At 45.6% G+C, this 13,283-nt stretch carries 10 protein-coding genes; all 10 read right to left on the bottom strand.

Going from position 1 to position 13,283, the window contains the following annotated elements; genetic code table 11:
- Window positions 1-473 precede the first annotated feature (473 nt).
- Complete coding sequence (locus ISR87_06935) at window positions 474-1,745, bottom strand: peptidylprolyl isomerase (GenBank protein MBL7025177.1); 1,272 nt, start codon at window positions 1,743-1,745, stop codon at window positions 474-476.
- Between the two features lie 10 nt (window positions 1,746-1,755).
- Window positions 1,756-2,568 carry a peptidyl-prolyl cis-trans isomerase gene (locus tag ISR87_06930; GenBank protein ID MBL7025176.1) on the bottom strand — a complete coding sequence of 271 codons (813 nt, stop codon included), beginning with the start codon at window positions 2,566-2,568 and terminating at the stop codon, window positions 1,756-1,758.
- A gap of 9 nt (window positions 2,569-2,577) precedes the next feature.
- Complete coding sequence (locus tag ISR87_06925; protein ID MBL7025175.1) at window positions 2,578-4,293, bottom strand: peptidylprolyl isomerase; 1,716 nt, start codon at window positions 4,291-4,293, stop codon at window positions 2,578-2,580.
- Window positions 4,294-4,323: 30 nt separating this feature from the next.
- Window positions 4,324-7,386: a transcription-repair coupling factor gene (mfd, locus tag ISR87_06920; protein MBL7025174.1), complete on the bottom strand. Its 3,063-nt coding sequence runs from the start codon at window positions 7,384-7,386 to the stop codon at window positions 4,324-4,326.
- 80 nt (window positions 7,387-7,466) lie between these two features.
- A complete protein-coding gene (mnmG, locus tag ISR87_06915; protein MBL7025173.1) occupies window positions 7,467-9,359 on the bottom strand; it encodes a tRNA uridine-5-carboxymethylaminomethyl(34) synthesis enzyme MnmG in 1,893 nt (630 codons plus the stop codon).
- Window positions 9,360-9,425: 66 nt separating this feature from the next.
- On the bottom strand, window positions 9,426-10,766 hold the full coding sequence (mnmE, locus tag ISR87_06910) for a tRNA uridine-5-carboxymethylaminomethyl(34) synthesis GTPase MnmE (GenBank protein MBL7025172.1): 1,341 nt from the start codon (window positions 10,764-10,766) through the stop codon (window positions 9,426-9,428).
- 15 nt (window positions 10,767-10,781) lie between these two features.
- Window positions 10,782-12,548, bottom strand: a complete 1,767-nt coding sequence (gene yidC, locus ISR87_06905) for a membrane protein insertase YidC (protein MBL7025171.1) — start codon at window positions 12,546-12,548, stop codon at window positions 10,782-10,784.
- Window positions 12,549-12,564: 16 nt separating this feature from the next.
- Window positions 12,565-12,780 (bottom strand): membrane protein insertion efficiency factor YidD, encoded by a 216-nt coding sequence (yidD, locus tag ISR87_06900; GenBank protein ID MBL7025170.1) that lies wholly within the window; start codon window positions 12,778-12,780, stop codon window positions 12,565-12,567.
- Window positions 12,781-12,784: 4 nt separating this feature from the next.
- A complete protein-coding gene (locus ISR87_06895; protein ID MBL7025169.1) occupies window positions 12,785-13,147 on the bottom strand; it encodes a ribonuclease P protein component in 363 nt (120 codons plus the stop codon).
- Window positions 13,083-13,223 (bottom strand): 50S ribosomal protein L34, encoded by a 141-nt coding sequence (gene rpmH, locus ISR87_06890; GenBank protein MBL7025168.1) that lies wholly within the window; start codon window positions 13,221-13,223, stop codon window positions 13,083-13,085. The genes ISR87_06895 and rpmH overlap by 65 nt, the downstream gene beginning before the upstream one ends.
- Window positions 13,224-13,283: the final 60 nt, after the last annotated feature.

The raw sequence follows: 13,283 nt of genomic DNA, 5'->3' as shown, positions 1-13,283 counted from the left end.
AGTAATATTAATTTAATATATATAGTAGTGGTAGTATAGCAACCAAGAAGTGTTAATAAGTAAGTATATAATCACTATCAAGTGCAATAAAAACAAAGGTTAAAGGGTATATAATAACATAAGAAAAACTGTTGATATGTTTACACTAACTGTTAAGAGATGTTTGTTCGTTGGTAGACAGTGCGCGGTTGTAAACAGCATCATAGGGTACAGGGATAAAAGCTACAATGTGGATAACTATATTGTTAATAGTAGTCATAACTTTACTTATCACCCTTAAATGGATAAAAAACAATATCTCACATTTCGGAATAAGGACATTATGATGTGTATAACCTCAATTAAGTATTCATTTACGAACCGCAAAACATTGAAAATGAACATCTTTTTATCTGAGGGACATCTTTGTATAAAAAAAAGATCCACTCATAAAGCAGACCTTAGGGAAAATACTTTGAAAGGGATCTTTTTAGCTATTTAATCTGGATATAGATGCGGTCACGCTGATCGTCAATCCAGGATTGATATCTGTCACGCTTTTTGAATTCAAGAGACATACTTTCAACATCGGACCAATGATCAGTCAAATTGACCTTTCCGCCGGAAACTCTACGATGCACAATAATAAGATGAAATTGCTCTGAGCTATGCACAGGCATGGAAAGGCTATCAATTGGTATGTTTAGCAGTAGACCATGGATATCTTCAGGTAGCAAAGAGATATCTGTTAAACCCATTTTGCCCTTCCGAGACTTCATGTATTCATCAGTTACGTAAATTTCTACCTGCTCCCCAAGCGTTGTTTTTCCAGAAAGAATGTCATCCCTAATAGAGGAAAGTTTATCAGACGTGAGCTGTCTGTCAGAATCATCTGCCACAGGCATGAGTAAAATATGTGAGATATTTACCTGATCTCCCTGCTTATCATCGAGACGTAACAGATGCAAACCGAACTGGGTTTCCACAATACCGCTCATCTGGCCCACTTCCAGCGAGAAGGCAGCGTCCTCAAAAGGTTTTACAAAGACTCCACGACCAACAAGACCAAGATTGCCACCGTTGGCTGCAGACCCAGGATCTTTTGAATACTGTTTTGCAGCATCTTCAAAGGAAATATTTCCAGACTCAATATCATTCTTTATTAAAAGTAGTTGAGATTTGAGCCTTTCCATTTTATCTGTCCCCAATTCAACAGACATGGAAAGGATGGAAAAATCAATCTGGGCGTTTTTATCAGGGAAGCTGTCTTGCCATGTCTCATAAAAATCTTCTACCTCACGGCGACTGACCTTGATATCACTAAAAAGCTCCATTTTAACCTGCTCAACAAGCAAGTTTGTGCGTATTTGGTCCTCATAATAGGACTTGATTTTGTAGTGGTCTACACCAAAAGCTTCTGCTGCTTTTCTAAGGCTTCCGTACTGCATTTCAATATTCTGCAGGGATTGGTCCAGTTGCATTTGGACACTTCTGTCCTCTACCAAAATGGTTTCCTGGCGGGCATATTCCAATAAAACCTGTTGGTTAAGGAGCTCTTCCAGTGCCCGTGCACGAAGTTGCTGAAGCACTTCAGGAGAAGAATATGAGGGCAGCTTGGCCTGCATGGCAAAGAGTTGGGTTACCTGGTCAACTTCTGAATAAAGAATAGCCTTTTCTCCAACAATGGCCGCCACACCATCAATCAACTGTTGGGCGCTGGCATGCAAAGCGATGAGCGTGGTGAAAATGAGAACTAAAAGACGCATTAATTATTACCTATTTTGTAGAACGATTATAAAGAACACTTTTGTTAAAAATGATACTTCCAGACTTTCTGAGGCTGTCCACAAGCTGTGTTTCAATATGACGTTGACGGTTAATAGAAAGCCTGGCAGCAATTTCTTCCCAAACCTCATCAAGACTTTTAATGGACCCGCGATCATGCCAGGTTTTAACCTCCACCAGGTGATATCCAAGATCTGTCTTAATGGGTCCAAAAATTCCAGCGCGCTTCTTTTTGAGAAGGTATTCTTTTACTTCGGGAAAAAGATGTTCCACCTTAAACAGACCAGTTTCCTTTGGGTGCATGGCCACCAGAGCCTGTTTCTTTTCTAAATCACCCTTTTCAATAGCTTTTTCAAGCTCTCGGGCCTCTTCGCGAGTAGGCAAAAGGACATGAAAACCAAAAAACTCATTGCTCTGACGCCTAAAAGACTCAAGGTTATTCTGGTAATACTCCTCAATCTCATCTCGGGCAACATCACCCTGGTCTTTTAGAATCGCATCAAGCTGTTTATCGGCCAGCAATCTCCGACGATAGGTTTCGACCCTGTAATTGAACATTGGATCCCGGTGAATCAGGCTTTTCTCTGCCTCTTGAGCCAACAGGGTCTCTCTGATCCAGTTTTCGACCAGCAGGGATTTTTGGAGGCTGTCCAGGGACATAAAGCCAGGGTACATCAAGACCAACTCATCCAGTGACAGAAACTCATGATTAACCTTGGCAATTAGTCCATCATCCTGGTCGCCAGAACAAGCAACCAACCCAAGCAGGAGGGATAGGACCAGAATGAGAAAAGGTTTATTCATTTGGACCGGCTATTTTTTGTTTGCCATATCATCATAATAGGCACGGACAGCGGAGTAATTAACCTTAACGGGAAACTCCACCTGAAGTTCATTAAAGAGAGTTTCGTTGCGCGAGGCTCTCAACTCACCCAGGATATCCGTTCTAACGCGTCCCTTTACCTTGTTATAAGGTTTTGGTCCTTCAGGAATGGTATCCTCCAGCTGGATGACTGAATAACCATTACCGAGTTTTATGGGCCCTGCAATTTCACCAACTTCCATAGTGAAGGCTGTTTTCCCCATGACGCCATAGCGACCCTCTTGAAAGGCCGGTAACAATCCACCATCCTTTATTGTGGCTTTTCTTTCGGTGTAACGCTCAGCCAGCTTTTCCATGAGTTCGCCTGCATCAAGGCGCTTTTTTAAAGAAACTGCGAAGAGGCTATCTTTGACAAACACCTCTCTCACCAGAACCTTCTGTTTATCCATATATTTTTCAGCCTTGTTTGCTTCGTAAAAAGCAAGCAGCTCTTCATCGCTGGGCGTTAGGTTCGCATTGATTTCTTCTGCTATAAAAGCATCATAAGCGAATCGCTCAACGAGATCGCTCATTCTCTTGGCAAACTCTTTTTCCTGGTCGAATTTATTGTCATACCCGTAGCTGATGATGAGATTTTGAGTGACCAATTGATCAATAATGCGCAACAAATCATTTTCACTCTTAAAGCGTGGTTTTTGGCCTTCGTCGATCATGCTAATCTCTTCAACCAACCATTCGGTACCCAGCTCTTCACCATTCAGCATAAACAGCGGAGCCTGGTAATTGAGCTTTTTAAGCATTTCATCCATAGAGTCTTTTTTTAGTCCGGAACCATCATAAATCATGAAAAAGTCATGAACATTTTCAGTAAGCACTTCAAACCCTGCAGCTTCTTTTTGATCCGCTAGAAACTGATTTGCCTTCTGGCCAAGCTCAGCACTTTTTTCGCGACTTGCCTGTTGTTTAAGGGCACTCTTTTCAGATTCGAAATCACCGCGCTCAACCACACGTTTTGCCTCGAGTTTGATGACGTGAAAACCAAAATCTGTTTCAACCGCACCAGAAACCTCTCCAGGCTTCAGGTTAAAAGCGGCTTCTTGAAAGGGACCAACCATTTTACCCCAACCAAACCAACCGAGATCTCCACCGTTTTCTTTACCAGAGGGATCATCAGTAAATTCATTTGCCAGATCCTCAAAAGACTCACCCTTTGAAAGACGCTCTTTTATCTGATCTGTAATCGCCAAAGCTTCAGCCCTGGTTCGCTCAGAGCGAGAGCGGGAGGTACCCTGGAACTGTAGCAAAATATGCCGTGCATTCAATTCCGTTCCGGAGCGATCATAGACTCCCCTGATATAGTCGTCACTGATTACAGCGTCCAGAATGACCTTGGTGTAGACCTGTTGAAGCATCTGTCTACTTTCGGTCTTCTTCATTTTCATCTGAACATCTTCGGTCTCGCCAAATCCACGCTCAACCGCGACACGGGTAAAGAGCGCTTTTCTAACATACTCATCCACCTTGGAATCCAGGAAATCCTTATCCTTGTTCTCAAATCGTGAAGCAGGGTTTTTAGATGTGAATTCTTCCAGGGAGATAGCTTTTCCATCTATAGTTGCAAGCGTATCGTTATCCATGTTTGAGCATGCAAAGACAAGCACAAGGAGCCCCAGCGAAAAGAGGGCCGTAGTAAAGCGAGTGTTCATTTCATTAACCTTTTAATTATATTAGAGTTATCATTTATCATTATGGTCGGAAAATTTAGACGAGCGCTTAAGGCTTTCCAAGAATATTCTAAGGGAAACCAAAAGGGATTCCTCCCCCGTATGGGACAGTATAAAAGTCAGTGATCTGTTATTCATTATCTCCACCTCTTTGCCAGTTTCCCCCAGCGCTTTGGACAGAGCTTTAATGATCTCGCCTCCTTCATGTTCCACGTGTTCAGGTAAAAAGTCATTTTGTGCGCGGGACCCCTTCACAACGATGCTTCTAAGCCCGACCGATTGACCAATATTCTTTATTAAGGCGGCCTCGATGAGATTTATGGTTTCTATTGGCAGCAGACCAAATCTATCTCTTAGTTCTTCACGAATCGCGTGAATATTTCCAACAGTTTCAGCTTCGGCAATTCTACGATAACTGGCAATGCGCTCAGCCGTATTTTCCACATAACCCGCAGGGATCTGCATCTCAACATCAAGGGTCATTTCAGGCGGCGGAAAGACGACCCCCTGGTCACCCTTGATCTCTTTCATGGTTTCAAGCGTGTCCTTTAAAATTCGTGTATATAGATGATATCCAATGTTGCTGATGTGTCCGCTTTGCTCGGTTCCAAACACATTTCCAGAGCCGCGAATTTCCAAATCACGCATGGCAATCTCATAGCCACCCCCATAATGGGCATGTCTTTCCAGAGCATTGAGGCGTCTGATGGCATTCACGCTGAGCTTTCTAAAACCTGGTGCAAGAAAGAAGGCCCAGGCCTTTCTGTGAGACCGACCCACGCGTCCTCTAAGCTGATAAAGCTGGGATAAACCCATGGCATCAGCTCGATTAACAATAATGGTGTTTGCGTTTGGTATATCCAGCCCAGATTCAACAATTGTGGTGGAAAGCAACACATCGAACTCCCGATGAAAGAAGCCCAACATGATGCGCTCAAGCTCACGGGGGTTCATCTGACCATGCCCCAGGCCAAACCTTACCTCAGGAAGCAGTTTTTGAAGTCGACTTAGCATTATACCTATCGACTCAACGCGATTATGGACAAAAAAGACCTGACCCCCGCGATCAACCTCCTTAAGAATGGCCTCACGAATACGACTTTCATCAAAATCCATTATTATGGTTTCCACAGGCTGTCGTTCTTTGGGGGGTGTTTTTAACATAGACAGATCCCGGGCGCCCATGAGCGACATCTGCAGGGTGCGGGGGATGGGCGTGGCTGTCATTGCCAGAGAGTCTACGGACATTTTAATTTCTTTAACGCGCTCCTTATGCTTAACACCAAAGCGATGCTCTTCATCCACAATCAACAAGCCAAGTCTATTAAAAACAACATCTTTGGACAGGATTCTATGGGTTCCTATAACCACATCAAGCAACCCTTTTTCAATATCAATCAGAGTCTGCTTTATCTGTTTTGGCGTTCTAAACCGGGAAAGCACGCCCACACTAACCGGGTAATCTGCAAAACGCTCCAGAAAAGTTTCGTAATGCTGTTGCGCCAGGATGGTTGTGGGCACCAGGACCCCCACCTGTTTAGAATCACTAATTGCCTTAAAAACAGCCCGCATTGCCACTTCGGTTTTTCCAAAACCCACATCACCACAGAGCAGTCGATCCATTGGAAAGGCAGACTCCATGTCTTTCTTAATATCTTCAACGGCCTTGAGCTGATCGCTGGTTTCGTCATACATGAAAGAAGCTTCCATGCGTTTTTGAAAATCGCTATCCGGGCTGTAGCGAAAGCCTTCGACAATAAACCGATTGGCGTAAAGCTCGATGAGCTCCTTGGCATAATTATCAACAGCCCTCCGGGTTTTGATTTTTACCTGCTCCCATTCAGTGGTGCGCAAGCGGGTTAGTTTGGGAGGTGTTTCCAGCTGTGATTCGTAGCGATGGACACGATGCATTTTTTCAACAGGCACGTATATCCGATCGCCAGCCTCATATTCAAGAGCCAGAACCTCTCGCACCGTTTTTTGGAAGGGCATGAGCTCAATACCCAGATATTTACCAACACCATAGTCGAGATGAACCACGTAATCACCCTCTTCAAAAGCCTCAATACGTGTTGCGGGTTTGACGGGAAAAGACCTGGGAATAACGCTGCGCTTTCGCGTTCTGCCAAATATCTGGTGATCCGTGAGAATGGCCAGTTTGTTTTTATGGTCAATAAAGCCAGAAGACAGTGAAAGACGCGTGCTTTCAAAACGCAGGTCCTCAAATAAGACCTGCAGACGATCCAGCTGGATATTGCTATCTGCACAAATAATAACACGATAGTTTTCTTCATTGAGATGACCAAGACGGGCGCGAAAAGCATCGAGATTTCTCTGAAACTCCGGTTGAACCTCAATATCATACACATTCTCAGTTTCTGCCTTGGCCTGGAAAACCCATGACACATCGGCAGCACGACCCTTTCCAAGAGCGTCAGCAATGGAAAGCGAATCAGAATCCTCGATGATGGGCCGATATTGGATAAACCGCACCCCTGCAGGAACAGAATCGATCAAAGGGTCAATAACCGTATCAAGAAAGGGATTCTCAGGGTAAATGATAATTTCTTCATGCTCAACACCAGACAACTGGGTGGCCGGATCAAACTCTCGTATCGACTCGAGAGTGTTGCCAAAAAAGTCCAGACGCAAAGGCTGGTCCTGGTCGCCTGGAAATACATCAAATATTCCACCCCGGGCAGCATAATAGCCAGGCTCCACGACGAAAGCGTCACGGGTAAAACCATAGGCAGACAATTCTCTTTCAAGATCCGAAACCGAATAGTCATGATCTTTTTGCAAAACCACACTTTTAAGCGCGTTTTTGGAGATACTCCCAGCCAACTCGGCAGCCTGGGTTACATAGATACCAGGGTTTACCCCCAAAAGTGCTCGCAAGGCTCGACCAGATTGACCGGTATCGATACCATCCACACGATCGCTACCAACAAAATGAACCTCCAGGCCCAGATTCAGAGCCATGATGTCATTAAGGGCTCTTTCTGCTGAAGGTTTGTCAGGGAGAACCAACACCAGGGGCTGGCTGCCAAGGTTCGCCTGAACCAGGAAAGCCAAGAGGGGGGGCTCTACTCCGGATATAGAGGACCCCGAAAGGTTATAGGTTCTGGTTATATATGTAGAAAGGTCAGCGTGTTTCACGTGAAACATTTTTTAATAAGAACAATTAACAAAGAAATATCAGCAGGGGTGACACCGCTAATTCTAGACGCCTGGCCGATGGTTTCAGGCCGAATCTTATCAAGCTTTTGTCTTGCCTCAAAGGATATGGCCTGCATGGACAGATAGTCCGTAGCATCAGGGATGCGCATTTGTTGGTGTTTTGAAAGCCGCTCAACCTGCAGGTACTCTCTCTCGATATAGCCACTATATTTTGTGTTGGTTGCAATAAGCGTTAAAAGGGTGGGGGGCAGGTCGTTCACCCAGTCGGGCAGCAGGGACTTAATGTCTTCAATGACAACCCCCGGACGCTTTAAAATGTTGGCCAGGGACTGACTCTCCTTGACCGTGGTTTGTGTGTCAACCAAACCATTGATGATATCCGACTTTATAAAGGTAGAGCCAAACAGTGCCTCAGTTTTTTTGGCCAGAGCTTTTTGGCTTTCCACGTCACTGTAAAAATCTTGATTTACAAGCCCCAATTGAAACCCCTTTTCGGCGAGACGGAAGTGGGCGTTATCATAGCGTAAAAGGAGTCTGTGCTCAGCTCTTGAGGTGAACATGCGATAGGGTTCATCCGTGTCTTTGGTAATTAAATCATCGATGAGCACGCCGATATAGGCTTCAGACCGGGCAAGAACAAAAGGCTCCAACCCATCAATACCGAATGACGCGTTGATTCCAGCCATTAGTCCCTGGGCTGCAGCCTCTTCGTATCCAGAGGTTCCATTGATCTGGCCGGCAAAGAACAGGCCTTTGACCCGTTTGGTTTCCATGGTGGCTTTGAGTTGAGAGGGTGGAAAAAAATCATATTCAATGGCATAACCAGGACGGATAAACTCAACACTCTCAAGTCCTGGCACAGTACGCAGGCTGTTCAGTTGAACGTCCTCTGGCAATGAAGAAGAGAAACCGTTAACATATATCTGGTCAGCATTGCTCCACTCGGGTTCTAAAAAGAGTTGGTGGGAGGTTTTTTCTGCAAAGCGAACCACCTTGTCCTCAATAGAGGGACAATAGCGAGGCCCCACACCCTGAATAACACCAGTAAACAGGGGCGAGAACTCAAGGCCGCCATTGATGATGCGGTGGGTCTCTTCGTTGGTGTTGGTGATGTAGCAAGACTCATTGGGTGGATCAAAGTTTTGAGTGGAAAAAGAAAAAGGTTCGGGGTTTATATCTCCAGCTTGAATGGTAGTTTTTGAAAAATCAATACTGTCCCGCTTGATACGAGGCGGGGTGCCAGTCTTTAAGCGACCCGTTTCAAATCCGAGACCCATCAAAGACTCGGTGATCCCCACGCTGGCGGACTCACCAATTCGTCCCGCCGAGAAGCTCTTGTTTCCAATATGAATTAATCCGTTAAGAAAAGTACCGTTGGTTAAGATAAGCGCCTGACAACTGAAGGTAAACTCACCGCGGGTGAGGACCCCCGTTATTTTTGAACCATCGTCATTTGCAATAACCGATATGGCCTCGTCTTCAAAGAGATCTAGGCCAGCCTGATTCTGGCAGACCTCCACCATATATGCGCTATAAGCTTTTTTGTCAATTTGGGCCCGAGGTGACCAAACGGCGCGCCCTTTGGATCGATTTAACATTTTGAATTGAATGCCTGTGTGGTCGGTTGCCTTGGCCATTTCACCACCAAGTGCATCTATCTCACGCACCAGATGACCCTTGGCAAGCCCTCCAATGGCGGGGTTACAGGAAGCGCGTCCCAGTGCGGCGGCTTCCATGGTGATTAGAAGGGTGGCTTTACCTAGACGGCTGGCCGAAAGAGCCGCCTCAATACCGGCGTGACCACCACCAACTACGATGACATCATAATGCGCCTGTTGAGTTGGATTGATTGTCTGGTCTTTACCCATTGACTTTTTTCCCTGAACTAGCCGGGGGACATAAACAGGCGAATGATTCACGTGAAACAGTCAAAACTATTTGCCCACGCAAAAACCGCTGAATATCTGATTGAGAATGTCGTCAGGGGTTGTTTTGCCGGTGATTTCACCCAGTATATCCAGGGCCAGGCGTAAATCAGAAGCAATATACTCCGGACCAAGCTCGTTTTCTATTGAAGCGATACTTGTGGCGACCTGATCCTTAAATCGAATAAAAACATCCCTGTGGCGCTCGCTGTTTAACACAACACCACCCACGCCCAGGTTAACCATATTGATAACATGTTGATAAATAGCCTTTTTTAGTGTGTCCAGGCCTGTGCCTGTTGTACAGGACAGGCAAACATCCATGTTCTTGGGCGGCTCAGATACGAGATCAAGCTTGTTAAATACAGTAATTTGAGGTGTGTGTATGCGGTCATCTGGTATAGCTGTTGATGTATCCGGGGCGAAAACCAGGATAACCAGGTCGGCGCTGTCAATTTCATCCAGGCTGCGATCAACCCCTGAAAGCTCTGCCTCGCTTTCAGTTTCGTGCAATCCTGCCGTGTCAACCAGAACAATAGAATGTCCAGCAATAACAATGGTCTTCTCTATGGTATCACGTGTGGTACCAGCCTGGGGTGTGACAATGGCCCGGTCCTCACCAAGCAGGAGGTTAAAAAGGGATGACTTGCCACTGTTGGGAGCGCCCACCAGGGGAATTCGAATTCCATCTTCTAATCTACGCCCGTAGAAATAGGTTTCGAGCAAGGCTTCTGTGGTCTCGAGAATTTCAGTCAGCGGGCCGATCAGGGCCAGGGGTGGAGTAAACTCAATCTCCTGATCAGAAAAATCCAGCTCAGCCTCAAGAATGGTAAGGCTGTGTATCAATTTTTCTGACATGGTGTCAACGAGAATCCGAAGCTTTCCCACCAGTTGGTTTCTGGCGTTTTTGTGAGCCGCTTCATCCTTTGCATGGATGAGGTCAGCCACAGCTTCTGCACGAGAAAGATCAATTCGACCGCTTAAAAAGGACCGAAAGGTGAACTCTCCGGCACTTGCAGCCCTTAAGCCCGGTGCACGAAGCAGCACTTCCAGCAGTTTTTGTTGCAAATATGCACCACCATGAATGGAAATCTCAACTAGATCTTCTCCGGTTACAGAGCGCGGTCCCTTAAAATAAGTGACGACGCAATCGTCAAAATCGCCCTCGCTGAGAGAGGGGTGTTTCAATTTGCCGAAGGTGGCGTAACGGGGCTTTAGTTTGTGTGGGCTGGTAAAATACTGATTGATTGTTTCCAGGGCGAGGGGTCCGGAAATACGGACAACCGCCAGGCCGCCAATGCCAGGCGGCGTGGAAATTGCGACAATGGTATCCTCAACAAAGGTGGGCACAAAAGATCCTTCACCTTACTTCTTGCGTTTCTTTTTTGGTCGTGCTGTTTGAGTTGGCGCAGTAACTGAAGCAGGAAGTGCCTGCATTGGGGTAAAAAATTTCTGCTGAATGATGGACATGATGTTGAACAGCGTGTAATACAGGTTCAATCCCGATGGGAAGGTGTAGAACATAAAGAAGAATACTGCCGTCATGATATAGGGCATGTTCTTCATCTGGGGATTTGCGTTGGCCGCAGGCGTCATCAATTTTTGCTGTAGCATCATTGTGGCGGACATTATGATTGGCAGGAGGTTGATATCAAGCCCGGCAATATGCCCGACGGTATCTGGCAGGGAGAGATCAGAAATCCAAAACTCCAGGCCATAGAAGGCAGCGCCCCTCAACTCAATAGTGGTTCTAAACAGATTGAACATGGCAATCAGAATAGGCATCTGAATGACAAGCGGTAAACAGCCACCAAGCGGATTAACCCCAAGCTCTTTGTAAAGCTTCATGGTTTCCTCATTCAAACGCTTGGGATCATCTTTGTATTTTTCTTTGAGCGCAGTGATTTGGGGTTGAGCCTGCTGCATGCTTTGGGTTGAAGAAAACTGCTTCTTCGTAAGTGGCGCCAGAAGAAGCTTAACAAGAATAGAAAATATTATTAAAACAATCCCATAATTAGGAATGACTTTATAGAGGGATTTAAAGACCCACAAGGCACCCTTGCCAATAAGGCCGAACCAACCCCAATTCATCATCCCGCCCAAACTTAAATGGTAACCCCTGAGGATATCAAAGTCCAGGGGACCAACATAGACACGATAGTTGGAATGGCTGACCGCAGTACGACGGTCAAAAGAGTCGCGTACATCAAAATCATATATTTTCTCAGAACTCTCATTTCCACCAGCGGTTTGATAGCGGGTCATCTTAAACTCGGAAACAGGTCGCTCTGGAATAAGGATGGCAGTAAAATATTTCGAACGAGTACCCACCCAGGTGGTGAGGGCTGTCTGTACTTCAGACTCCCGATCTTCATCTGCAGAGTAATCCGAAGGACTACTATCATCACCAATCAGGGCGAACATTTCTGAATAATACAAATCATCTTTGCGGTTCTTCTCTGTTGGAGCAACGCCACCAGACCAACTTGTGGCAAAGTAACGACCAGCATTTACCTGGTCAAAATTGATGAGCTCCTGAGAAAGGTCGAAGTGAAAACTGTCGGGATAAAAAGTAAAGGTCCTGACAACTTTAGCGCCCAACCCCAGGGGAAGCTCAAACGAAAAGGAAGCCGGAACGTCATAGACACTGAAGTCAAACTCATAGCCTTCTCCCAGCGAACAAATGGATAAGAGGTCTTGTGTGTCAAAATCCTCCACATCATAACCAATAAATTGATTTGCCAGAACCCCCTCGGCCAGATCAGAAATCAACTGGACCCGTGAGCCATCTTTCTTTAGATAGTCATTTAAATAGGCCTTTTCCAGGGTTCCGCCACCCCGATTTGAAAAATGCATTTCGTAAAGAGGAGTTGTTACAACAATCATGGTTTCTTTAAGATTGGCGGTGACCATTGTGTCAAGAAGACTTGGGCTTGCCAAAACGATGGGGGTGTCGATGGGTTCAGCCTGCTTAGTCGTATCCGATTCACCTGCAAAGGATGATTCAATATGTGGTTTTTGTGGTGCGGTACTACCAGGAGCCACCCTTTCTTGATACCAATCAGAGAAAAAGACCATGAGGATGAGCCCCATCAGGGCAATAGCTACGAGTGTTCTGTTTTGTTCAGACATGGGAATTTAAAAATCCTTATTCTTTAATAACTGGATCGAAACCGCCCTTGGTGTAAGGGTTGCAGCGGAGGATCCTCCATGTGGATTTTGGTAGGGCTTTCCACAGGGGTAGTTTTTCAAATGCTTCAACAGTATAGTGTGAACAAGTCGGATAAAAACGACAACTATCCGGAAACAGGGGACTAATAGCCACCTGATAAAATTTTACCAAAAGGATAAACGGTGTGTTTATCCACTTATTCATATCGAGCCAAAAGTTGATTAATGATGCCGAGTGAAGACGGAGTAGAGCGGAAGGTCCTGTGAAAAAGAAACAAGTATCCCCGACCCGATGATAGGTTCAGGAGCGAATTCAAAAGGAGCCCCCGGAAGAGGCGCCTGGTTTTGTTTCTTTCAACAGCATTCCCCGCCTTGCGACGAATTAAAAAACCCACTTCCAAAATGTCTGTGGGTTTCGTGTACAAAGTTATTCCCCGTATAGTGTATCGCTGACCACGTTTGAGATAGTCATCGACGCTGGTCCGGCTAATTTGTTTAACCAGAAACGGTGAGGCGTTTTCTTCCCTTGGCGCGGCGGCGGGCCAGTACTTTACGACCATTCTTCGTTTTCATGCGAGCGCGGAAACCGTGCTTGTTGCGACGTTTGCGCCGGCTGGGTTGATAAGTTCTTTTCATTGTAAATCATTACTCCAATAAATAACATGTTTTTTAAAAGCCGACCAATATAACAAAGAG

Source organism: Candidatus Neomarinimicrobiota bacterium, assembly GCA_016784545.1.
Taxonomy (GTDB): Bacteria; Fidelibacterota; UBA8477; order UBA8477; family JABMPR01; genus JABMPR01.
The sequence above is the reverse complement of the archived record's forward strand: the minus strand, read 5'-3'. Positions and strand labels throughout refer to the sequence as shown.

What these genes read in the sequence shown, in the direction of transcription:
- ISR87_06935 (MBL7025177.1), bottom strand. Translation starts at nt 1,745, where the DNA reads ATGCGTCTTTTAGTTCTCATTTTCACCACGCTCATCGCTTTGCATGCC.
- ISR87_06930 (MBL7025176.1), bottom strand. Translation starts at nt 2,568, where the DNA reads ATGAATAAACCTTTTCTCATTCTGGTCCTATCCCTCCTGCTTGGGTTG.
- ISR87_06925 (MBL7025175.1), bottom strand. Translation starts at nt 4,293, where the DNA reads ATGAACACTCGCTTTACTACGGCCCTCTTTTCGCTGGGGCTCCTTGTG.
- mnmG (MBL7025173.1), bottom strand. Translation starts at nt 9,359, where the DNA reads ATGGGTAAAGACCAGACAATCAATCCAACTCAACAGGCGCATTATGAT.
- yidC (MBL7025171.1), bottom strand. Translation starts at nt 12,548, where the DNA reads ATGTCTGAACAAAACAGAACACTCGTAGCTATTGCCCTGATGGGGCTC.
- ISR87_06895 (MBL7025169.1), bottom strand. Translation starts at nt 13,147, where the DNA reads ATGGTCGTAAAGTACTGGCCCGCCGCCGCGCCAAGGGAAGAAAACGCC.
- rpmH (MBL7025168.1), bottom strand. Translation starts at nt 13,223, where the DNA reads ATGAAAAGAACTTATCAACCCAGCCGGCGCAAACGTCGCAACAAGCAC.